Source organism: Pseudoroseicyclus sp. H15 (assembly GCF_054353345.1).
Genome location: NZ_JBTHJE010000005.1, coordinates 164435 through 185674, shown reverse-complemented (window position 1 = coordinate 185674; position 21240 = coordinate 164435). Strand labels below are relative to the sequence as shown.

Genomic DNA, 21240 nt, shown 5'->3' with positions numbered 1-21240 from the left:
CATGGCGATGGACAAGACATTCGACACGAGCGCCGCCGAGCCGCGCCTCTACGCCGCCTGGGAAGAGGCCGGCGCCTTCAAGGCCGGCGCCGGCAAGCGGCGCGACGAGACCTTCACCATCATGATCCCGCCGCCCAACGTCACGGGCGCGCTGCACATGGGCCACGGCTTCAACAACACGTTGCAGGACATCCTGACGCGCTGGCACCGGATGCGCGGCTTCGACACGCTCTGGCAGCCGGGGCAGGACCATGCGGGCATCGCCACGCAGCTGCAGGTCGAAAAGCAGCTCGCCGCCACCCAGCAGCCCAGCCGTGCCGAGCTCGGCCGCGCCGCCTTCATCGCCAAGGTCTGGGAGTGGAAGGGTGACTACGGCGGCCGCATCGTCGAGCAGCTCCGCCGCCTCGGCGCCTCCTGCGACTGGAGCCGCAATGCCTTCACCATGGCCGGCGCGCCGGGTGACCCGCGCACGGGCCACGAGAACTCCCCCGATTTCCACGACGCCGTCATCAAGGTCTTCGTCGATCTCTACGGCAAGGGCCTCATCTACCGCGGCAAGCGCCTCGTGAACTGGGACCCTCACTTCGAGACGGCCATCTCCGACCTCGAGGTCGAGAACATTGAGACCGCCGGCCACATGTGGCACTTCAAGTACCCGCTCGCCGGCGGCGAAACCTACGAATACATCGAGCGTGACGAAGACGGCACCGAGCTCTTCCGCGAAACCCGCGATTACATCTCCATCGCCACCACGCGTCCCGAGACGATGCTCGGCGACGGCGCCGTCGCCGTCCATCCGTCCGACGAGCGCTACGCCCCCATCGTCGGCAAGCTCTGCGAGATCCCCGTCGGCCCGAAGGAGAGCCGCCGCCTGATCCCGATCATCACCGACGAGTACCCCGACCCGACCTTCGGCTCGGGCGCGGTGAAGATCACCGGTGCGCATGACTTCAACGACTACGGCGTCGCCAGCCGTGGCGGCATCCCGATGTATCGCCTGATGGATACCAAAGGCCGGATGCGGGATGACGGCGCCCCCTATGCCGAGGCCGCCGCCCGCGCTCAGGAGATCGCGACCGGCGGCAGCTTCACCGGCGAAGAGGTCGACAGCCTCAACCTCGTGCCCGATCACCTCCGCGGGATGGACCGGTTCGAGGCCCGCAAGGCCGTGGTGCAGGAGATCACGGACGAGGGGCTCGCCGTGATGACGGAGGTCACCGACCCCCGCCTCGGCAAAAAGGCTGAGACGGCCCCCGTCGCCCCCGAGGAGGGCGGCGAGGCGCGCGACGAGAGCCAGAACTTCGTGCCGCTGGTCGAGGAAAAGCTCATCATGCAGCCCTACGGCGACCGCTCGAAGGTCGTCGTCGAGCCGATGCTGACCGACCAGTGGTTCGTCGATGCCGAGAAGCTCGCCGGCCCGGCGCTGGAGGCGGTGCGCTCCGGCGCCGTCACTATCATGCCCGAGAGCGGCGAGAAGACCTTCTACCACTGGCTGGAGAATATCGAGCCGTGGTGCATCTCCCGCCAGCTCTGGTGGGGCCACCGCGTGCCGGTCTGGTACGGGCTCGACCTCTCCGCCCCCGACTTCAAGGATGACGAGGGCGACGGCGAGCTCGACCAGGTCGAGCTGATGCGCCTGCTCACCGAGGGCGGGATGCTGCACCGGGGCGATGTCGCCCGCTGCGCCGCCTCGCTGGACGAGGTGCGCGACGGCTTCTTCGACGCCAATGCCGACGTGCCCGCGCCCATCTCCCACGCCCGGGTGATCGAGGTGGAGGACAAGCACGAGGCGATCCATCGCTTCGCCGAGGGCCTCGCCGAGTACAACGTCAGCCAGGACCTGACGAAGCTCGTCTACCCCGTCTGGCGCGACACCGACGTGCTCGACACGTGGTTCTCCTCCGGCCTCTGGCCCTTCGGCACGCTCGGCTGGCCCGAGAATACCGAAGAGCTGCGCCGCTACTTCCCGAGTGACGTGCTGATCACCGGGCAGGACATCCTCTTCTTCTGGGTCGCCCGGATGATGATGATGTCCCAGGCCGTGATGGGCGAGAACCCGTTCCACACCGTCTACCTTCACCAGCTCGTCCGTGACGAGAAGGGCAAGAAGATGTCGAAGACGGTCGGCAACGTCGTCGACCCGCTCGACATGGTGGACGAGTTCGGCGCCGACGCGCTACGCTTCACCATGGCGCAGATGGCGGCGATCGGCGGGGTGCTGAAGTTCTCGCGCGAGCGGATCACCGGCTTCCGCAACTTCGGCACCAAGCTCTGGAACGCCTGCCGCTTCGCCGAGATGAACGGCGTGTTCTCGGAGCCTTCGGACGGTATCCCGCAGCCCGAGCAGACAGTGAACAAGTGGATCCTCGGCGAAACCGGCCGGGTGCGCGAAGAGGTCGATGCAGCGCTGGAAGCCTACCGCTTCAACGACGCGGCCAACGCGCTTTATGCCTTCGTCTGGGGCAAGGTCTGCGATTGGTACGTGGAATTCTCCAAGCCGCTGCTGCTCGACGGCCCGCCCGACATCCAGGCCGAGACGCGCGCCACCATGCGCTTCGTGCTGGAGCAATGCGTGACCATGCTGCACCCCATCATGCCTTTCATCACCGAAGAGCTATGGGATGTCATGGGCGGGCACGAGCAGATGCTGATCCTCACGCCCTGGCCGGAATACACCGCCGATCAGCTCATCGACCCCGCCGCCGATGCCGAGATGACGCTCGCCATCTCGCTGATCGAAGCCGTCCGCTCGGCCCGCGCCCAGATGAACGTGCCCGCCGGCCTTTACGTGCCGCTGCTGGAGCTGGAGGCGGATGCCGCCGCGAAGGAGGCCTGGGCCCGCAACGAGACGCTCATCAAGCGCCTCGCCCGGATCGAGGGACTCACCCCCGCGGCCGAGGCGCCGAAGGGCTCGCTCAGCGTGGCCGTCTCGGGGGCACGCTATGCGATCCCGCTCGCCGATCTGATCGACGTGGACGCCGAGAAGGCGCGCCTGACCAAGGCGAAGGACAAGCTCGCCAAAGAGATCGGCGGGCTCACGGGGCGGCTCAGCAACCCGAAGTTTGCCGCCTCTGCCCCGCCAGAGGTGGTGGAAGAGGCCGAAGCCAATCTCACCGCCCGTCGCGAGGAAGAAGCGCAGCTGCAAGCCGCGCTCGCCCGGCTCGAAGAGATCGGCTGACCCCGGGGGAGCGAATTCCATATGGAATTCGCAGGCGGAAACCATATGGTTTCCGCCCTTCTCCACCCGGCGCGCGCTAAGGCGGCAAACGCGCTCCCGAACCAACTCGCACCGATTTCCGCGGGGAAATCGTGCCGGAAATCGCGCGATTTCCGGGGCCTAGCGGCGACCGGCCCGCGCCTGCTTTGGGAAGGCGAAAGCTGAACATTGGCCGATCCTTTGCCAATGCACCTTTCCTGAGGGCGTCCCCAACCCCAGGTTTCCCCTATGGCAAGCGCCGGCTTTCGGCGCCCGTCACCATGGGAGGAATTCACATGTTCAAGCAAACCACAGGCCTCGCTGCCGGCCTTCTCGCCCTGACCGCCGCCCTGCCGTCCGCTGCGCAGGAGGCAGAGGTATCCTGGAGCCTCGACGGCTTCTCGATGCCGGAATCGGTTATCTACGACCCCGACTCGGGCACGCTCTTCGTCACCAACATCAACAGCCCCGCGATGGCCGCCGACGGCGCCGGCTATGTCAGCCAGGTCTCGCTCGATGGCGAGATGCTCAACGCGGAATTCGCCACCGGCCTCAATTCGCCGAAGGGCACGCTGATCTCCGACGGCATGCTCTATGTCGCCGGCATCGAAGAGCTGGCGGTGATCGACCTGGCCACCGGCGAGGTGACCGAGCGCTATTCGGCCCCCGGTGCCACGTTCCTCAACGACGTGACGATGGGCGATGACGGCACGATCTACGTGACCGAAACCATGCAGAGCGCGATCTACGCCCTGAAGGACGGCGAGTTGACGGAATGGCTGGCCGACCCGGCCCTCGCCGGCGCCAATGGCATCACCTTCAATGACGGCATGCTCGAAGTCGCCACGATGGGCGATCTCAGCGGCGGGTTCGAGAACCTGACACCGAGCAACGTCAAGACGGTGAACATCGCCGACATGAGCGTCAGCGACTACGGCTCGGATGCCGGCATCGGCGCGCTCGACGGCATCGAGGCCTATGACGGCGGCATGCTGGTAACCGACAACATGGGCGGCAAGCTCGTCTCGGTTGCGCCAGACGGCACCGTAACCGACCTCGCCAATGTTGGCGGCGGCGCGGCCGACCATGAGTTCGTTGCCGACAGTGGCATGGCCTATGTGCCCGTCATGCAGGCGAACGAGCTGCTGGCAATTCAGGTCGAATAATGAACGCCCGCCCCCGTTCGCCGGGGGCCGGCGCCTAGCCGAGGGCGGTCTCGAACCGCCCCGGCAAGCTGACCTCGAGGATCTGCACATCCGCGCTCGGCTCGGCCCAGCGCGTGCGCATCCCGGGCGGGATGACGAAAGCATCGCCCGCGGAGAGGCGGTAGGGCTCTTTTCCCTCGCCCTCCAGCGTCATCGCCCCCTCCATGACAAAGCCGAACAGGATGTCGCCCTGATGGCTGGCCCAGCCGGACTCGCCCTCGCCCCGGCGCACCACCTGCACTCCCGCCACGCCCCCGGTGTTGTCGGCAATCGTGGTGTCGCGGGCCTCATAGCCCGGAAGGCGGAAAGGGAACCATTCCGCCCCGTCGGCAAGGCTATGCACGAAGCGCTGGCCCTGCCATTCCCGCTCCGGTCGATAGTCCGGCGTCGGCAGCGTCATCTCGTGGTCGATCTCGGTGACATGCTCGGCGGGCACGCCGATCTCGATCACCTCGATCCCGTCCGAGGCTTCCATCACCCGGTGGCGGATCTCGGGCGGCTGGATGAAGCAATCGCCCGCATAGAGCCGCCGCACGTCGCCCTGATCCTCGTAGAGCACGTCGACCCAGCCGCGCACGCAGAAGATCAGCTGAAAGCCGACCTTGTGGTAATGCACCATGTCGGGCACCGGCCCGCCATCGGGGATGCGGATGTGGCTGGCGATCATCGCGCCGCCGAGCCGCGTGGGCACGAGATCGCGGTACATCATGCCGGCCCGCCCGATCACCCATGGCGCCTGGTCGGCAAGCCGGCGCACGACGAAGGCATGCTCCGTCTGCGGCAGCACCAGCGGCGGGTTCAGCTCTTCCACAGTCACGCGGGTGCCGCCGGGGGCGGTCAGCTCACGCTGGCCGTCTGCGAACTCACCATCCGTGCGGATGCGGATGTGGCCGGGCGCGCCCTCGCCCTCCACCAGCCGCACCCGCAGGCCGTGGCCGGAATAGGTGGCGACCGAGGGCGCATCGGCGGGGTAGATGCTGTCGAGCCGCATCCCCAGCACCTTGCCGAAGAAGCCAAGATCCTGGCGCAGGTTGGCGGTGGGAAGCTCGATCTCGGCGCGGATTTCATCTGTCATGGCAAGATCATTGGCCTGCTGCTAGACGATTGGCAAGCACCCGCCCCGGGCGTAAGACCGGGGAGACCGTAGATAGTTTAATATTGAACAATCGGAGCGAGCGATGGACCGGCCAAAGGATTCCCTGCGCGAGGCGGCGCTGAATTATCACCGCTACCCCAAGCCGGGGAAGCTGGAGATCCGCGCCACCAAGCCGCTGGCCAACGGCCGTGACCTCGCCCGGGCCTATTCTCCCGGCGTCGCCGAGGCCTGCCTGGAGATCAAGGCCGATGCCGTCAGCGCCCGCGACTACACCTCGCGCGGCAACCTCGTGGCCGTCATCTCCAACGGCACCGCCGTGCTCGGCCTCGGCAATATCGGCGCGCTGGCGAGCAAGCCGGTGATGGAGGGCAAGGCCGTGCTCTTCAAGAAATTCGCCGATATCGATTGCTTCGACATCGAGGTGAACGAGCCAGACCCGGAAAAACTGGCCGACATCGTCTGCGCGCTCGAGCCGACCTTCGGCGCCGTCAACCTCGAAGACATCAAGGCGCCCGACTGCTTCATCGTCGAGAAGCTCTGCCGCGAGCGGATGAACATCCCCGTTTTCCATGACGATCAGCACGGCACCGCCATCGTCGTCGGCGCCGCGGCGACCAACGCGCTGCATGTGGCCGACAAGAGCTTCGAGGATATCAAGGTCGTCTCCACCGGCGGCGGGGCGGCCGGCATCGCCTGCCTTAACATGCTGGTGAAGCTGGGCGTGAAGCGCGAGAACATCTGGCTCTGCGACCTGCACGGGCTGGTGCACGAGGGCCGGGCGGAAGACATGTCGCCGCAAAAGGCGCTCTTCGCCCAGGGCAAAGACCCCGCCGGCCTGATCGACGTGATCGAAGGAGCCGACCTCTTCCTCGGCCTATCCGGCCCCGGCGTGCTCACCGCCGAGATGGTCCGCAAGATGGCGCCCCAGCCGATCATCTTCGCGCTGGCGAACCCGAACCCGGAGATCACCCCGGAAGAGGCGCGGGCCGCCGCGCCGGATGCGCTGATCGCCACCGGCCGGTCAGATTACCCCAACCAGGTCAACAACGTCCTCTGCTTCCCCTTCATCTTCCGCGGCGCGCTGGATGTGGGCGCGACCGAGATCAACGACGCCATGCAGATCGCCTGCGTCGAGGGCATTGCGGCGCTGGCCCGCGCCACCACCTCGGCCGAGGCCGCCGCCGCCTACCAGGGCGAGAAGCTGACCTTCGGCCCCGATTACCTGATCCCCAAGCCCTTCGACCCGCGGCTGATGGAGATCGTCGCAACTGCCGTCGCCGAAGCGGCCATGGCCTCCGGCGTTGCCTCGCGCCCGCTGGAAGATGTCGAGGCCTACAAGCGGCAGCTGCAGCACACCGTCTTCCGCTCGTCCTTCCTCATGCGCCCGGTCTTCGAGGCGGCCCGCACGGCGGAGCGTCGCATCGTCTTCGCCGAAGGCGAGGACGAGCGCGTCCTGCGCACCGCCCAGGCGATCATGGAGGAGATGACGGATCAGCCCATCCTCATCGGCCGCCCCGAGGTGGTCGAGCAGCGCTGCGAGCGCGCCGGCCTGACCATTCGGCCCGGCCGCGATTTCGAGCTGGTGAACCCCGAGGACGACCCCCGCTACCGCGACTATTGGGAGACCTACCACAGCCTGATGTCGCGCCGCGGAGTCTCGCCCGATCTCGCCCGCGCCATCATGCGCACCAATACCACAGCCATCGCGGCGGTCATGGTGCATCGCGGAGAGGCCGACACCATGATCTGCGGCACGTTCGGGCAGTTCCTGTGGCACCTCAACTACGTCACCCAGGTACTGGGCACCGATGCGATGGCCCCGGTCGGCGCGCTGTCGCTGATGATCCTCGAGGACGGGCCGCTCTTCATCGCCGATACGCAGGTAAACCCCGAGCCCAGCTCCGAGCAGATCGCCGAGACTGTGATCGCCGCCGCACGGCATGTCCGCCGCTTCGGGGTGGAGCCGCAGGTGGCGCTCTGCTCGCATTCGCAATTCGGCAACCTCGACACGGATTCAGGCCGCAAGATGCGCGGCGCCATGTCGATCCTCGACAGCCAGCCCCGCGACTTTGCCTATGAGGGCGAGATGCATATCGACGCCGCGCTCGACCGCGAGACGCGCGAGCGCATCTTCCCCGGCGGCCGTCTGACGGGCGAGGCGAACACGCTGGTCTTCTCCGGCGCCGACGCCGCCTCTGGCGTGCGCAACATCCTGAAGATGCGCGCCGGCGGGCTGGAGGTCGGGCCGATCCTCATGGGCATGGGCAACCGCGCCCATATCGTGACCCCCTCGATCACCGCGCGCGGCCTGCTCAACATCTCCGCTTTGGCGGGGATGCCGGTGTCGCACTACGGGTGAGGTGGCGCGGGGGGGGCTAGCCCCCCTCCCCGGCCCGCCCCAAGCCACCACGTCGCACGCCGGCCCGTGGGGTGGCATCACCACGGCTGCGCTATCGCGCTTTATTCCCCCAAGCCCCTCCTCGCGGAGGGCTAAGCGCCAACGTCACCAGAGCGCCAGCCCGCCGGGACGGGCCGGCGCTCGCGCGGCGGCCTGAAGGTCCTGATTCTGCACAAGGCAATGAGCGGCCAAATCGGTTTCATGCGCGCTGCCGCAATCCCACCCACACCAACCCCTTCCCAGCCCAGCATCTTTCCGGCTAACTGACCCAACGGGATGCCAGGGAGGAGACCATGGGATACCGCGAGACTTATGCCGCCTGGGCTGCCGATCCGGCCGCTTACTGGGCCGAGGCCGCCCGCGCCATCGACTGGGCGCGCCCCGCCACCCGCATCGCGCCCGAGGGCCACGGCCCCTGGTTCGCCGATGCCGAGGTCAACACATGCCACAACGCCGTCGACCGCCATGTCGCTGCCGGCCGTGGCGAGGCCATCGCCATCATCCACGACAGCCCGGTCACCGGCACCACCACCCGCCTCACCTTCGCCGAGCTGCAGGAGCGCACCGCCCGTCTCGCCGGGGCGCTCACCGCCCGCGGCGTCACGATGGGCGACCGTGTCGTCATCTATATGCCGATGATCCCCGAGGCGATCGTCGCCATGCTGGCCTGCGCGCGCATCGGGGCGATCCATTCCGTCGTCTTCGGCGGCTTCGCCTCGCATGAGCTGGCGGTGCGCATCGACGATGCCCAGCCCAAGGCCATCCTCGCCGCCTCCTGTGGTATCGAGCCGGGCCGCCTCGTCCCCTACAAGCCGCTGCTCGACGCCGCCCTCGACACCGCCTCGCACAAGCCCGATCTCTGCCTGATCCTCCAGCGCCCGCAGCTCGCCGCCGAGCTCACGCCGGGCCGCGACCTCGACTGGCACGAAGCGCAGGAAGACATCACCCCAGCCCCCTGCGTGCCCGTCCCCGGCGACCACCCCGCCTACATCCTCTACACCTCCGGCACGACCGGCGCGCCCAAGGGCGTCGTCCGCCCCACGGCGGGCCATCTCGTCGCGCTCACCTGGACAATGCGCAACATCTACGATGTCGGCCCCGGCGATGTGTTCTGGGCGGCCTCGGATGTCGGCTGGGTCGTCGGCCATAGCTACATCTGCTACGCTCCGCTCTTCGCCGGCTGCACGACGCTGGTCTACGAGGGCAAGCCGGTCGGCACCCCCGACGCCGGCGCCTTCTGGCGCGTCATGCAGGACCACAAGGTGAAGAGCTTCTTCACCGCCCCCACTGCCCTCCGCGCCATCAAGCGCGAAGACCCAGCGGGCGCGCTCGCGAACGGCTACGACCTCTCCGCCCTCAAGGCCCTCTTCCTCGCGGGCGAGCGGGCCGACCCGCCGACGCTGCACTGGGCGGAGGAGACGCTGGGCGTGCCGGTGATCGACCATTGGTGGCAGACGGAAACCGGCTGGGCCATCGCCGCCAACCCCTGGGGACTGGAGCAGCTGCCGGTAAAACCCGGCTCTCCCTCCGTGCCCATGCCCGGCTACGACGTGCAGGTCCTGGGGCCGAGGGGCGCACCCTTGCCGCCCGGCACGCTCGGCGCCATCGCCATCAAGCTGCCCCTGCCGCCTGGCTGCCTGCCGACGCTGTGGAATGCCGACGCGCGGTTCCGCAAGAGCTACCTCGCCCGCTTCCCCGGCTATTACGAGACGGGCGATGCCGGCTATATCGATGAGGACGGCTACATCTTCGTCATGGCCCGCACCGATGACGTCATCAACGTCGCCGGCCACCGCCTCTCCACCGGCGCGATGGAGGCGGTGATCGCGGGCCATCCCGATGTCGCCGAATGTGCCGTGATCGGCGTGGCCGACGAGGTGAAGGGCCAGCTGCCGATGGGCTTTCTCTGCCTCAACCGCGGCTGCACCCGCCCGGCAGAAGATATCGCGGCCGAGGCCATTGCCCGGGTGCGCAGCGAAATCGGCCCCGTCGCCGCCTTCAAGCTGGCGCTGGTGGTGCCGCGCCTGCCGAAAACCCGCTCCGGCAAAATCCTGCGCGCCACCATGGCGAAGATCGCCGATGGCGAGGCCTTCCGCCTGCCCGCCACGATCGACGATCCCGCCATTCTGGAAGAGATCGCCGCCGCCATGGCGCCCCTCGGCTACCCCCGCCAAGCCGACCCCGCTTGAAGCCGGCCCTGCCCCGCCCCACTTCAATGCCATCCAGGCGCTGAAGCGCGCCCCTGACCCAGGAGGACCACCCCATGGCCGACCAGAAGGACGACGTCGTCACCGAAGAGGTCGAAGTCTCGACCGACAATCTGATGGACAAGATCAAGGCCTGGGCGAATGACGCCTCGGTCAAGCGCGTCCGCATCAAGGAGCCCGATGGCGACATCGCCGTCGACCTGCCGCTCACGGTCGGCGCTCTCGCCGGCGGCGCCCTCGTGCTCGCCGCTCCCGCCCTCGCCATTGTCGGCGCAATCGTCGGCGCCTTCGCCAAGGTGAAGGTCGAGATCGTCCGCGACCCCAACGCCCCACGCGAAACCTGAGCAACAAAAGCGCTGCCCCCGCAGCCGCTCCCGTGTCTTTGCTCCAATAAATCCTGGGGTCCGGGGCAAAGCCCCGGGTCTCTCCACTTAGAGATCCCGGCCGATCTTCAGGGCCTCCCGCGAGGCGGCCCATCAGGGCCGACGAGCAAGCCTCAGGCGAATTGCTCGCGAATGAGCCGCTCCTCCAGCCCATGCCCCGGATCAAACAGCAACCGGTGCGCGATGTCGGGCTGCGAGCGCACCTCCACCTTCGACACCCGCCGCACCGAGCGGCTGTCGGCATCCGCCATCACCGGGCGCTTCAAGGGGTCCATCACCTCGAAGATCACATGCGCCGAGGCGGGCAGGATCGCGCCGCGCCAGCGTCGCGGCCGGAACGGCGCGATGGCCGTCAGCGCCAGCACCTCCGAGCGGATCGGCAGAACCGGGCCATGCGCCGAGTAATTATAGGCCGTCGAGCCCGCTGGCGTCGCCACCAGCGCCCCGTCGCACACCAGCTCGGCCAGCCGCAGCTTGCCATCGACGAAGATGCGCAGCTTGGCCGCCTGGGGCCCCGCGCGCAGCAGCGAGACCTCGTTGATGGCCAGCGCCTCCGTCGCCTCGCCCTCCAGCGTCTCCGCACGCATCGAAAGCGGGTTGATCACCGCCTCTTCGGCGCCGCGCAGGCGCTCGGGCAGACCGTCCTCGTGGTATTCGTTCATCAAGAAGCCGACGGTGCCGCGGTTCATGCCGTAGACAGGCGTGCCCTTCAGCTCGGCATCGTGCAGAGTCTGCAGCATGAAGCCGTCACCGCCCAGCGCCACGATCACATCGGCCTCACCCGTCGGCACATCGCCATAGCGCGCCGCCAGCCGCGATCGGCTGTCGGCCGCGATGGGGGCGTCGCTCGAGACGAAGGCGATATTCAGATCCAAGGGGCGCTCCTCTTCGGGCGGAGTGTTGGGGGAGCGGGTGCGGAATGGCAAGCCTCGCGGGGCCGCCGGCACCGCCCCGGTTTCCCAAAGGCGCCTGCCCGCGCCGATCGGCGCCGCGCCGTGCCGCCCGCGGTGCCTTCTGCGTCGCTTCGGCCCTTCCTTGCCTGCCCTGAGCGGTCTATTGACCCGCCAACCGTCACAACGGAGTGTCCCATGACCGCCGCCGAGACCGCCACCGCCTCTGAAGTCCGCGATTCCAGCTTCTTCACCGAAGACCTTCACAGCCGCGACCCCGAGCTCGCCGCCGCCATCGACAAGGAGCTCGGCCGCCAGCGCGACGAGATCGAGCTGATCGCCTCGGAGAACATCGTCTCCAAGGCGGTGATGGAGGCGCAGGGCTCCGTCCTCACCAACAAGTATGCAGAGGGCTACCCGGGCAAGCGCTACTACGGCGGCTGCCAATATGTGGATATCGCCGAGACTCTGGCCATCGAGCGCGCGAAAGAGCTCTTCGGCGCCGCCCATGCCAATGTGCAGCCCAATTCCGGCAGCCAGATGAACCAGGCGGTGTTCCTCGCGCTCCTTCAGCCCGGCGACACCTTCATGGGGCTCGACCTCAACTCCGGCGGCCACCTGACCCACGGCTCGCCCGTCAACATGTCGGGCAAGTGGTTCAACCCCGTGCCCTACGGCGTGCGCGCGCAAGACCAGCAGCTCGACATGGACGAGATCCGGGCCAAGGCGCTGGAGGCCAAGCCCAAGCTCATCGTCGCCGGCGGCACCGCCTATTCCCGCGTCTGGGATTGGGCGGCCTTCCGCGCCATTGCTGATGAGGTCGGCGCCTACCTGATGGTCGACATGGCCCATATCGCCGGGCTCGTGGCGGGCGGCCAGCACCCCTCGCCCCTGCCGCATGCGCATGTCGTCACCACCACCACGCACAAGAGCCTACGCGGCCCGCGCGGGGGCCTCATCCTCACCAACCACGACGACATCGCCAAGAAGGTGAACTCCGCCGTCTTCCCGGGCCTCCAAGGCGGCCCGCTGATGCATGTCATCGCCGCCAAGGCCGTGGCCTTCGGCGAGGCGCTGCGGCCCGAGTTCAAGGATTACGCCGCGCAGATCGTCAAGAATGCCCGCGCCATGGCCGATGAGCTGATGAAGGGCGGCATCGACATCGTATCGGGCGGCACAGACAACCACCTGATGCTGGCCGACCTGCGGCCCAAGGGCGTCACCGGCAAGGCGACAGAGGCCGCGCTCGGCCGGGCGCATATCACCTGCAACAAGAACGGCGTGCCCTTCGACCCCGAAAAGCCCTTCGTCACCTCGGGCATCCGCCTCGGAACTCCGGCGGGCACCACGCGCGGCTTCGGCGAGGACGAGTTCCGCCAGATCGCGCGCTGGATCGTCGAGGTCGTCGACGGGCTCTCGGCCAATGGCGAAGACGGCAACAGCGAGGTTGAAGAGCGCGTGAAGGGCGAAGTGACCGCCCTCTGCGCCCGCTTCCCGCTCTATAGCTGAGCGATCTTGCCGGCACCGTATTGATGGAGGCGCCGCCCCGCTTTATCCGGGGCGGCGGAGGTGCCCTGATGACGATACTCTGCTGCGGCGAAGCCCTGATCGACATGCTGCCCCGCGAGACGGCGGCGGGCGAGGACGCCTTCGCCCCCTATCCCGGCGGCTCTGTCTACAACACCGCCATCGCGCTTGGGCGCCTCGGCGCCGAGACGGCCTTCTTCTCGGGCCTCTCCACCGACCATTTCGGCACGGTGCTGCGCCGGGGTCTCGAGGCCTCCGAGGTCGACGCCTCCCCCGCCGCCCTGTCGGAGCGCCCGACCACGCTGGCCTTCGTGCGGCTGGTAAACGGGCAGGCCCGCTACATGTTCTACGATGAGAACACCGCTGGACGCATGCTGGCCGAGGCCGACCTGCCGCCTTCCGGCGCCGAGGCGCTGTTCTTCGGCGGCATCTCCCTCGTGGTGGAGCCCTGCGGCGCCGCCTACGAGGCGCTGCAGGCCCGCGAGGCCCCGGCCCGCGTGACGATGCTCGACCCCAACATCCGCCCGACCTTCATCACCGACGAGGTGGCCTACCGCGCCCGCATGGAGCGGATGATCGCCCGGGCGGATATCGTGAAGATCTCCGACGAAGACCTGCGCTGGCTCTCCGGCGAGGCGCCGCTGGAGGATCTGGCCGCCGAGATGCTCGCCAAGGGGCCGAAGCTCGTCTGCGTGACGGAGGGAGCCAAGGGGGCGACGGGGTATCACGCCTCCGGCGCCGTCTTCGTGGCGTCGCAGAAGGCCGAGGTGGTGGATACCGTGGGCGCGGGCGACACGTTCAATGCCGGCGTGCTTGCCAGCCTCTCCGCCGGGGGGCTCCTCACCAAGCCCGCGCTGGCCGAGCTTACCGAGGCGCAGATCGCCGCCGCGCTGGAGCTTGGCGCCAAGGCGGCGGGCGTGGTCGTGGCGCGGGCCGGGGCCAACCCGCCCTGGGCGAACGAGCTGTCGTGAGGGCGCTGGTTCAGCGCGTGACCGGGGCCGAGGTCGCCGTCGGCGGCGAGGTGATCGGGCGCTGCGGCGCGGGGCTGATGATCCTCGTCTGCGCCATGGCGGGCGATGACGACGCCAAGCCCGGCAAGCTCGCCGCCAAGGCCGCCAAGCTGCGCATCTTCGCTGACGAGGCGGGCAAGATGAACCGCTCGCTGAAGGACGTGGGCGGCGCGGCGCTGGTGATCTCGCAGTTCACGCTGGCGGCGGACACGCGCACCGGCAACCGGCCCGGATTCTCCACCGCCGCGCCCCCGGCGGAGGGCGAACGGCTCTACGAGGCCTTCGCCGAGGCGCTGCGGGCCGAGGGCGTGCCGGTCGAAACCGGACGTTTCGGGGCCGACATGGCCGTGACGCTCACGAATGACGGGCCGGTGACGATCTGGCTTGAGGTCTAACGCGCGGGGATCATTTGTAGCCCCACCCTAGCGCGCCTTCCCCGCCCGATGCGCGCCAAAGGCGCAGGGCGAGCGTCTGCCAATGTCGGCGCGCCCTACCCCGCCAGATACGCCTGCCGCAGCATGTCGGCCAAAGCCGCGACCGGGGTGCCGCCCTGCTCGCTGGCGTACATGTTCACCTTCACCGGCCAGAGCTCCGGCAGCGCGCCGCCGTGCTGGATGCGCTCGAAATGCCGCGGCTCGGTGCCCTCGATCATCGTGTGCACGGCAAGGTCGGCGCTGACCGTCGCCTCGATGGTGCGCGAGGAATTGGATGACACCGCCATCTCCCATTCCACCCCTTCCTGATCGAGCCGCTCCTGCACGCCGAGGCGGAAGATGCACTCCTGCTCATAGGCCAGCCGGAGCGGCCTCTGCTTCCACGCCTCGCCACCCGGCGCCCCGACCCAGCAGAGCGGACGCTCCACCAGAGTCTCGCCGCCCTGCCGTACCTCGCTTTCGGTCGTCAGGATCACATCGGCCTCGCCGCGCGAGAACTGGCTGACCAGCCGCCGCGTGAAGGAGGACAGAAGCTGCACCCGCACGCGCGGGAAATCGGCGGCGAACTTCTGCAGCACGAGCGGGATGGCGGGATAGATCACGTCATGCGGCACGCCGAGCACGACCTCGCCCTCGAATTCCTGCGCCGTGAGCCTTGCGTAGATCTCGTCATTCAGCCGCAACATCCGGCGCGCATAGGAGAGGAGCTGCTCACCTGTCGCTGTCAGCGCCACCCCGCGGCCGGCGCGCTCGAAGAGCGAGAGGTTCAGGCTCTCTTCCAGGCGCTTGAGCTGCATCGAAACGGCCGATTGCGTGAGGTTGAGAAAGCCCGCCGCCCTTGTAACGCCGCCCGTTTCGGCGACGGCGACGAAGCTGCGGAGGGCGACCATGTCGAGGTTCCGGGGCATATCACCAATCCTGATGGCTCAGATGCGAAACATTCGTTTTTCTTTTGGCATCCCGTCAACGATATATCAAGCATCGAAATACAGATAGCTCAGACATCACAAAAACCTTCGGAGACTACAATGACCACCGTTCTGCAAAACATCGCCCCGCTCGCGCTGCGGCTGCCCGCTGCTGGCATCGTGGCTGTCATGCACGGGCTGTGGCTTCAGCGCCGGGCTCTTGCCAGCCTAGATCAGGCCCGCCTCGACGATCTCGGCCTCAGCCAGGCCGACGTCGCCCGCGAAGCCGAGCGCCCGTTCTGGGACGTGCCGGCGACCTGGCGCTGCTGATACGGTGCCCTTGCTGCCCCCGTTCAGGCATCTGACGAAACCGTCAGGTCCAGGCGGCCTGAAAGCCTTGAAATAGAGGGCGCAGCCCCTCATATCTTGTCCAAAGCCCCGTGGCACACGGCTGCGGGGCACAGGCTTGTCAGGAGGGCTCGATGGCACAACCGAGATATGCACGTCCCGCCGCGGGTGTCCGCACCGCTGCGATTGATGAGGGCCTCAAGGCCCACATGAACAAGGTCTACGGCACGATGTCCGTGGGCATGGTGATCACGGCCTTGGCCGCGTGGGCAATCTCGGGCCTCGCCGTCACCAGCGATCCGTCCGGCGCCACGGCGCAGATCGGCGCCGATACCTATCTCACCAGCTTCGGCTACGCGATCTACGGCTCGCCGCTGAAATGGCTGATCATGTTCGCGCCGCTGCTGTTCGTCTTCGGCTTCTCGGCTGGGATCAACCGCATGTCGGCCGCCACGGCGCAGACGGTGTTCTATGCCTTCGCCGCCGTGATGGGCGTGTCGATCAGCTCGATCTTCCTGGTCTTCACCGGGTTCTCGATCGTGCAGACCTTCCTCGTGACCGCGGCGGCCTTCGCCGGCCTGTCGCTCTACGGCTACACGACGAAGCGCGACATCTCGGGCTGGGGGTCGTTCCTGATCATGGGCGTGATCGGCCTGATCATCGCCTCGATTGTGAACATCTTCCTCGCCTCTCCGGCGGTGATGTTCGCGATCTCCGCCCTTGGCGTGCTGATCTTCGCGGGCCTTACCGCCTACGACACGCAGAACATCAAGAACATGTATCTGGCCCACGCCGGCCAGGGCGATCAGGAGTGGCTCGGCAAGTCCGCCATCATGGGCGCGCTGAACCTCTACCTCGACTTCATCAACCTCTTCATGTTCCTGCTGCAGTTCATGGGCATGTCCCGCGAATAAGCGCAGACGAAGAGAGAGAGACTTTCGGAAGGGCCGGCATCTGCCGGCCCTTTTGCTATGCGCCCCTCAGAGCGCCCGCTGCATCGCCCGGCAGGGCAGCGACAGGGCGGGGCCGAGGGTGACCTGAGCGGGGCCGAGGCTGGTGAAGCCGCAGGCCTCGTAGAAGGGCACGGCGTTGAGCGTGGCGGTGCAGTGCATCGCGCTGCAGCCGGCGCGGCGGGCGGCGGCCATGCTGTGCTCCATCAGCGCCCGGCCGATGCCCCGGCCCGCAGCGGCGGCCTCCACGGCCACATGGCGGACATCGGCATGGCCGGGGCGAGACGGGCTCCACCCGCCCGCGCCGAGGATGCGGCCCGCCTCCTCCGCCACGTAGTAGCGGCCAGAGGCGACGAGCGCCGGCTGGGCGCGGGAGATGTAGGGGACAGCAAGGATGAGCAGCGAGGGCGGATAGGCGCTGGCCATCTGCTGCGACCAGGCGCGCGGCATCATGGCGTCGATCCCGGCGATGTCGGCAGCGGTGGCGGGACGGATCAGCATCGGCTCACTCCTGCAGCCGATCTGAGCATCGAGCGGCGGACGATCAAGAGACAGCGCTCAGCGCCAGCGCATGACGGGGCCACCGCAAAGAAAAAGGCCGCACCCGAAGGTACGGCCCGAACAGTCCCGGAAGGGGCAAGATTACTTGATCTTGCCTTCCTTGTATTCGACGTGCTTGCGCGCGACGGGGTCGTACTTCCGCACGCTCATCTTGTCCGTCATCGTCTTGGCGTTCTTCTTGGTCACATAGAAGTGGCCCGTGTCCGCCGTCGAGTTCAGGCGGATCTTGATGGTTGCCGGTTTGGCCATGACACTCTCCTTGCGAAGGCAGCAGCGCGCCCTGCGCCGCCTTCGTGAAATCCGTTGAAGCCTGCCTTTTACGGAAGGGCGGGCGCGAGTCAAGGGCGCCGGCGCTCTGCCGTGCGACATTCGGCATGGGCACGCCCCGGCAGGTCTGCCGGGTGGCCACGGAGTTTAAAGCGCGGAGGGCCTGTAAGCCGGATTCTGTGCCGGGCGAGCCCGGCGGCGACCATTCATCTCGTCGACGGATTGCTCCGCCGCTTTAGCTGCCAACCCGGACCGCTCGGGATCAAGCATCCCTGCCGGTTTCCCGGCGCGCGGCCCCTATTCGGCATTGCTCCCGGTGGGGCTTGCCATGCGGGCGCTGTTGCCAGCCCCCCGGTGGGCTCTTACCCCACCGTTTCACCCTGACCTGCCGCAGATCTCCGTTGGCGAACCTCCGGTGCGACAGGCGGTCTGTTTTCTGTGGCGCTGTCCCTCGGGTTACCCCGGCCGGGCGTTACCCGGCACCGTTGCCTGATGGAGTCCGGACTTTCCTCGAAGGTTACCCCCCGCGGCCGCCCGGCCCTCCGCGCCCCGCCTGCTAGGCCCGCGGGCGCAACGCGTCAACGGGAAAGCGCCGGGCCAAATCGACGGCGGCGCCGGCCTCGTCGGCCCCGGGCGCGCCATTGCGGCCCGGAAAGAAGCGCAGGCGAAAGGCGGCGAGCCTGTCAGCGGGATCGAGCGTGGGATCGTAGCCGAAAGCGACCAGCGAGCCCTGCAGCGCCGACAGCGGCGCCTGTGCCCCTGCGGTAGGCCAAATGCTCAGCCCCTGCCGCGCCAGACGCCGCCAGTCGAAGCGAGGCCCCGGGTCGGCCTTGCGCAGGGGGGCCATGTCGGAATGGCCGATGACGCGCTCAGGCGGGATCTCGTAGCGCTTCATCACGTCAGCCAGCAGCCGCTCAAGCGCCCGCATCTGCGGCGCGGCGAAGGGGGCGCGGCCGTCGTTGACCAGCTCGATGCCGATGGAGCGGGAGTTGACGTCCTTCGTCATGCCCCAGCGCCCTGCCCCGGCATGCCAGGCGCGCAGATGCTCTTCGACGAGCTGCAGCGATTCGCCCTCGGCAGAGATCAGGTAATGGGCAGAGACCTCGGAGGCCGGGTCGCAGAGCCGCTCAAGCGACTCGGCGAAACCCAGCACCGTGTAGTGCAGAACCACCATGTCGGGCCGGGGGCCCAGCCGCCGCTCGCCGGCATTCGGCGAGGGATAGGCGGTAACGCTCAGCCCCGCCCCACGGCGGCGCGGAACGGCGCCGGGTCCCATCCGCAGGCAAAGCCATCGCCATCGGGGTCGATGCCGCGCGGGTCACGCTCGGGCCCGCCGCGGGCGAGGAAGTCGCGCTGCGCTTCATCCGGCGAGTTGTAATCGGCGCAATGGCGGCTGAAGTTGCCGGGGATCTGGATGATCGAGCGGGAATACCATTCCTGCCCCTTCGCATTGGGGGCGGAGAGCGCGTATTCCACGATGTTCGGCCCGGAATCGCCCGTGCGCTGCGGCAGGGCGGTGGGCTGAACCACCTGATATTGCGCGGCATTCTCGGCAAGGCGCTCGGCGTCGCTCTCGATCGTCTCGCGGCTCGAGACGGCCTCGAAGCTGTTCTCGTCGGAGATGCCGGGGTTGTTGATCGGCGCGGCGTTGGCGGGCGAAGCCTCGACGCCTTGGCGCACCTGGTCGTTGTTGAGATAGCTCGGCGTCGGCGAAGCGGTCGTCAGCGGCGCGGCGGGCGTGATGGCCGGCGTGGCCGTCATCGGGGCGCCCGTGGTGCCTGCGCCACCGATACCGGCAGCGGCAAGATCAGTCGTGGTGACACTGCCGCCATTCGAGGGTGGCAGGGTGCTGGCGCCCGTGGGCGTGGGCCAGATGGCCTGGCCGGGCGTCACCTGAGCGGCTGACGCCGCCTCGGCCTGGGCCCGCTCGGTCTCGTACTGGGCATATTCCGACGGAAATTCCCCCGCCGGACGGTCGCTGCAGGCGGCCAGCAGAAGCGGCAGCCCCGCGAGGATCACCAGTTGACGCATGTCTCTCAAGATACCGATCCCTGAACGGCCCAATTGGGCGCGTGACCTACCACCACTTGGCCGGCTTTTCCACAAAACCTGCCTCACGCTCCAGTGCGTAGGCGGTATTCAGCAATTCGCCCTCTTCCCAGGGCTTGCCGATAAGCTGCAGGCCGAGCGGCAGGCCCTGACGGTCGAGCCCCGTGGGCACCGAGATGCCGGGCAGGCCGGCAAGGTTCACGGTGACCGTGAAGACGTCGTTGAGGTACATCTGCACCGGATCGGCCTCGGCCATCTCGCCCAGCCCGAAGGCGGCGGAGGGGGTGGCGGGCGTCAGGATCGCGTCGACACCATCGGCAAACGCCTGCTCGAAGTCGCGCTTGATGAGCGTGCGCACCTTGCGGGCGCGGTTGTAATAGGCGTCGTAAAAGCCGGCGGAGAGCACATAGGTGCCCACCATCACGCGGCGCTGCACCTCGGGGCCAAAGCCTTCGGCGCGGGTCTTCTCGTACATCTCGGTGATGCCGTCGCCCTGATCCAGCGCGGCGCGGTGGCCGAAGCGCACGCCATCGTAGCGGGCGAGGTTCGACGAGGCCTCGGCGGGGGCGATAACGTAATAGGTCGGCAGGGCGTATTTCGTGTGCGGCAGCGAGATGTCGCGGAGTGTCGCACCCGCCGCCTCCATCATGCGCCGGCCCTCGGCCCAGACGGCCTCGATCTCCTCCGGCATCCCGTCCATCCGGTATTCGCGCGGAATGCCGATGACCTTACCGCGGATGTCGCCGTCGAGCATCGCCTCGAAATCCGGCACCGCCAGATCGGCAGAGGTGGAATCGGCCGGGTCATGCCCCGCCATGCTCTGCAGCATGATCGCGCAGTCGCGCACATCCCGCGCCATCGGCCCGGCCTGATCGAGCGAGGAGGCGAAGGCGATGATGCCCCAGCGGCTGACACGCCCGTAGGTGGGCTTGAGGCCGGTGATGCCGGTGAACGCCGCCGGCTGGCGGATCGAGCCGCCGGTATCGGTGCCCGTCGCACCAAGGCAGAGGTCGGCCGCCACGGCCGAGGCCGAGCCGCCGGAGGAGCCGCCGGGCGTGAGCTTGGCCTCGTCATTGCCGCGGCGCCAAGGGTTCACCGCGTCGCCGTAGGTCGAGGTCTCGTTGGAGCTGCCCATGGCGAATTCGTCCATGTTCAGCTTGCCGAGCATCACGGCGCCATCGGCGAAAAGCTGGCGGGTGACGGTGCTCTCGTACTCCGGCTTGAAGTCCGTGAGGATCTTCGAAGCGGCCTGGCTGGGCACGCCCTTGGTGCAGAACAGATCCTTGATGCCGAGCGGGATGCCGCAAAGGCTGGGCGCCTCGCCCGCCTTGAGCCGCTCGTCGGCCTTAGCCGCCTGGGCGCGGGCAATGTCGGGCGTCTTGTGGGCATAGGCGTTCAGCGCATCGGCGCCCTCGACGCGGGCGATATAGGTCTCGGCCAGTTCGGTGGCGGAAACTTCGCCGGCGCGCAGGGCGTCGCGGGCGGCGGCAATGGTGCGATATTCGGTCATTCCACCACCTTCGGCACGGCAAAGAACCCCTCACGCGCATCGGGCGCGTTGCTCAGAACAGCCTCCGTCTGGCCGCCGTCGGTCACCACGTCGTCGCGGCGCTTCAGCCGCATCGGCGTGACCGAAACCATGGGCTCGACGCCATCGACATCCACTTCGTTCAGCTGCTCGATGAAGCCGAGAATGGCCGAGAATTCCTCGGCCAGCGCCGGCAGGCGCTCTGGTTCGACCTTGATGCGGGCGAGCTTGGCGACGCGCGCCGCGGTGCCTTCGTCGATCGACATGGGGGGCCTCGCTGGGG

Annotated in this window: 19 protein-coding genes and 1 other RNA gene; 10 read left to right on the top strand and 10 right to left on the bottom strand. The window is 68.0% G+C overall.

Going from position 1 to position 21240, the window contains the following annotated elements:
• The first annotated feature begins 1 nt into the window (after position 1).
• Together ACXN5S_RS11620 and ACXN5S_RS11615 are read left to right on the top strand one after the other, a co-directional pair.
• The gene (locus ACXN5S_RS11620) at positions 2-3178 is read left to right on the top strand and encodes a valine--tRNA ligase (protein WP_458605599.1); all 3177 of its coding nucleotides are present in this window, start codon (positions 2-4) and stop codon (positions 3176-3178) included.
• Positions 3179-3492: 314 nt separating this feature from the next.
• Complete coding sequence (locus ACXN5S_RS11615) at positions 3493-4362, top strand: SMP-30/gluconolactonase/LRE family protein (RefSeq protein WP_458605598.1); 870 nt, start codon at positions 3493-3495, stop codon at positions 4360-4362.
• A gap of 34 nt (positions 4363-4396) precedes the next feature.
• Here ACXN5S_RS11615 and ACXN5S_RS11610 read toward each other — a convergent pair whose 3' ends face one another.
• The gene (locus ACXN5S_RS11610; protein WP_458605597.1) at positions 4397-5476 is read right to left on the bottom strand and encodes a cupin domain-containing protein; all 1080 of its coding nucleotides are present in this window, start codon (positions 5474-5476) and stop codon (positions 4397-4399) included.
• Positions 5477-5579: 103 nt separating this feature from the next.
• Between ACXN5S_RS11610 and ACXN5S_RS11605 the strand changes: the two genes are divergently transcribed.
• From ACXN5S_RS11605 to ACXN5S_RS11595, 3 genes are all read left to right on the top strand, one after another.
• Positions 5580-7856: an NADP-dependent malic enzyme gene (locus ACXN5S_RS11605; RefSeq protein WP_458605596.1), complete on the top strand. Its 2277-nt coding sequence runs from the start codon at positions 5580-5582 to the stop codon at positions 7854-7856.
• Between the two features lie 332 nt (positions 7857-8188).
• Entirely contained in the window at positions 8189-10084 is a 1896-nt protein-coding gene (locus ACXN5S_RS11600; RefSeq protein ID WP_458605595.1) for an AMP-binding protein, read from the top strand.
• Between the two features lie 74 nt (positions 10085-10158).
• The gene (locus ACXN5S_RS11595) at positions 10159-10446 is read left to right on the top strand and encodes a DUF4342 domain-containing protein (RefSeq protein ID WP_458605594.1); all 288 of its coding nucleotides are present in this window, start codon (positions 10159-10161) and stop codon (positions 10444-10446) included.
• A gap of 152 nt (positions 10447-10598) precedes the next feature.
• Here ACXN5S_RS11595 and ACXN5S_RS11590 read toward each other — a convergent pair whose 3' ends face one another.
• The gene (locus ACXN5S_RS11590) at positions 10599-11360 is read right to left on the bottom strand and encodes an NAD kinase (RefSeq protein WP_458605593.1); all 762 of its coding nucleotides are present in this window, start codon (positions 11358-11360) and stop codon (positions 10599-10601) included.
• Between the two features lie 213 nt (positions 11361-11573).
• On the opposite strand from ACXN5S_RS11590, the gene glyA reads away from it, so the two are divergent.
• The 3 genes from glyA (at position 11574) to dtd (ending at position 14307) form a co-directional block, all read left to right on the top strand.
• Positions 11574-12884, top strand: coding sequence for a serine hydroxymethyltransferase (gene glyA / locus ACXN5S_RS11585; RefSeq protein WP_458605592.1), 1311 nt, complete (start codon positions 11574-11576; stop codon positions 12882-12884).
• 68 nt (positions 12885-12952) lie between these two features.
• Complete coding sequence (locus ACXN5S_RS11580) at positions 12953-13873, top strand: carbohydrate kinase family protein (protein WP_458605591.1); 921 nt, start codon at positions 12953-12955, stop codon at positions 13871-13873.
• Positions 13870-14307, top strand: a complete 438-nt coding sequence (gene dtd / locus ACXN5S_RS11575) for a D-aminoacyl-tRNA deacylase (protein WP_458605590.1) — start codon at positions 13870-13872, stop codon at positions 14305-14307. The genes ACXN5S_RS11580 and dtd overlap by 4 nt, the downstream gene beginning before the upstream one ends.
• A 95-nt stretch (positions 14308-14402) precedes the next feature.
• Here dtd and ACXN5S_RS11570 read toward each other — a convergent pair whose 3' ends face one another.
• A complete protein-coding gene (locus ACXN5S_RS11570) occupies positions 14403-15254 on the bottom strand; it encodes a LysR family transcriptional regulator (RefSeq protein WP_458605589.1) in 852 nt (283 codons plus the stop codon).
• A 120-nt stretch (positions 15255-15374) separates the two neighbouring features.
• Between ACXN5S_RS11570 and ACXN5S_RS11565 the strand changes: the two genes are divergently transcribed.
• On the top strand, positions 15375-15584 hold the full coding sequence (locus tag ACXN5S_RS11565) for a DUF1127 domain-containing protein (RefSeq protein WP_458605588.1): 210 nt from the start codon (positions 15375-15377) through the stop codon (positions 15582-15584).
• Between the two features lie 152 nt (positions 15585-15736).
• Positions 15737-16516, top strand: a complete 780-nt coding sequence (locus ACXN5S_RS11560; RefSeq protein ID WP_458605587.1) for a Bax inhibitor-1/YccA family protein — start codon at positions 15737-15739, stop codon at positions 16514-16516.
• A gap of 66 nt (positions 16517-16582) precedes the next feature.
• Here the strand turns inward: ACXN5S_RS11560 and ACXN5S_RS11555 are convergent, their stop codons facing one another.
• From ACXN5S_RS11555 to gatC, 7 genes are all read right to left on the bottom strand, one after another.
• Positions 16583-17053, bottom strand: coding sequence for a GNAT family N-acetyltransferase (locus tag ACXN5S_RS11555; protein WP_458605586.1), 471 nt, complete (start codon positions 17051-17053; stop codon positions 16583-16585).
• A 141-nt stretch (positions 17054-17194) separates the two neighbouring features.
• The gene (gene rpmG, locus ACXN5S_RS11550; RefSeq protein ID WP_163895475.1) at positions 17195-17362 is read right to left on the bottom strand and encodes a 50S ribosomal protein L33; all 168 of its coding nucleotides are present in this window, start codon (positions 17360-17362) and stop codon (positions 17195-17197) included.
• Positions 17363-17530: 168 nt separating this feature from the next.
• Positions 17531-17926: RNase P RNA component class A (rnpB, locus tag ACXN5S_RS11545), an RNA gene on the bottom strand.
• Positions 17927-17936: 10 nt separating this feature from the next.
• Complete coding sequence (locus ACXN5S_RS11540) at positions 17937-18554, bottom strand: N-acetylmuramoyl-L-alanine amidase (protein ID WP_458605585.1); 618 nt, start codon at positions 18552-18554, stop codon at positions 17937-17939.
• Between the two features lie 59 nt (positions 18555-18613).
• Positions 18614-19411, bottom strand: coding sequence for a hypothetical protein (locus ACXN5S_RS11535; RefSeq protein WP_458605584.1), 798 nt, complete (start codon positions 19409-19411; stop codon positions 18614-18616).
• 46 nt (positions 19412-19457) lie between these two features.
• Positions 19458-20939, bottom strand: a complete 1482-nt coding sequence (gene gatA, locus ACXN5S_RS11530; protein ID WP_458605583.1) for an Asp-tRNA(Asn)/Glu-tRNA(Gln) amidotransferase subunit GatA — start codon at positions 20937-20939, stop codon at positions 19458-19460.
• The gene (gene gatC, locus ACXN5S_RS11525; RefSeq protein ID WP_458605582.1) at positions 20936-21223 is read right to left on the bottom strand and encodes an Asp-tRNA(Asn)/Glu-tRNA(Gln) amidotransferase subunit GatC; all 288 of its coding nucleotides are present in this window, start codon (positions 21221-21223) and stop codon (positions 20936-20938) included. Before gatC ends, gatA begins: the two co-directional genes overlap by 4 nt.
• Between the last annotated feature and the right edge of the window lie 17 nt (positions 21224-21240).